Genomic DNA, 1,117 nt, shown 5'->3' on the forward strand with positions numbered 1-1,117 from the left:
AGCAGATAAAAGAAGTCGCTTAACGAACTTAACTAGGGTGACCGAATTCAGTTGACCAGGTCATAGCATCAATTAAAACTAATCCTTTGTTTTGGTTAAGCTCCAGTTCCTTTAGAGCTTTGAGAGTTTTTACTAGCTCTGAATCTGTGAAATACAAGATAACTTTAATTGATTTCTTTGTTTGATTCGCGGCTTTATATACTTCTACCTGCTTAGCTAAATTTTGTTTAAGCTTACTGTTACTTGCTAACTTGAACTCTACCAAGGTGCTATCTTTAGATCCCCTAGAAATCTTGTAATCTACAGGACCTCGGCCATTGTTTACCTCAGCATTAACGTCATCTTCAGCCGCATACCAAGTGAGCCTAAAAATCAACTGTAAATCTGATTCTCTCTTTACTGGCTCCCCTTTAACATAAAATAAGCGATAACCATCATTGCTTTCAATTACCTGCTTAAGGAACATAACTCGATTGTATGCTTCATCGAAAGTATCGCCTTTTTGTGAATAGAATACTTTCTGTGCTCTAAGCATTTCAACGAGATTTGTAACTTGCAGAATAAAGATAGCCTCAGTTTCTTTTACTTTTTGTTCACTTAGAGCTACAGCTTCATCTCCATGATCTTCTTTAAATCGAATATAATGATCGATAAGAACTGGAAACTTCCTGAGCGTCTGTGATATTGCCTCATTAACTTCCCGTTGACTCGCACGCTCAGGAATTTGGCGAAGAAGATACTCATTTATTTGTGCTCGGAGTTCCACATTTGGTATTGATTCAGCGATCTCATCGAAGTCACCAATAATGTCGTGTTTATTAATCCAAGCATCATCTTTGGTAAGAATATCTTTCGGGGTAAGTAGAACAAAATCCCCATCGATATATGGAAGTGTATATGCTTTAGCATTCCATCTTCTGGTGTTGTAATCGAAGTTAGCGTGTTTAACGCTAACCCTTTTGCATCTGGATTTGTCTACGTATTTTAAAGTAAACTCTTGAGTATACTCACAAATATACCCCTTTATTAGATTCGTAGTGAAATCACTAATACTGCAGGGGCTGATTACACTTTTTGACCAGTACCGAAAATAATCTCTTCTCTGAAATCGTCACTC

1 protein-coding gene and 1 pseudogene are annotated in these 1,117 nt (G+C 37.2%); both read right to left on the minus strand.

Annotation, left to right across the window (positions count from 1 at the left end):
- Window positions 1-28: 28 nt before the first annotated feature.
- The gene (locus tag IEY42_RS22115) at window positions 29-766 is read right to left on the minus strand and encodes a DUF8371 domain-containing protein (RefSeq protein WP_229780263.1); all 738 of its coding nucleotides are present in this window, start codon (window positions 764-766) and stop codon (window positions 29-31) included.
- A gap of 63 nt (window positions 767-829) precedes the next feature.
- Window positions 830-1,066 (minus strand): annotated as a pseudogene (locus tag IEY42_RS22790) (DUF8370 family protein); the annotation flags it as partial.
- Window positions 1,067-1,117 lie beyond the last annotated feature (51 nt).

The sequence above is a fragment of the Shewanella algicola genome (genome assembly GCF_014648035.1).
GTDB lineage: Bacteria > Pseudomonadota > Gammaproteobacteria > Enterobacterales > Shewanellaceae > Shewanella > Shewanella algicola.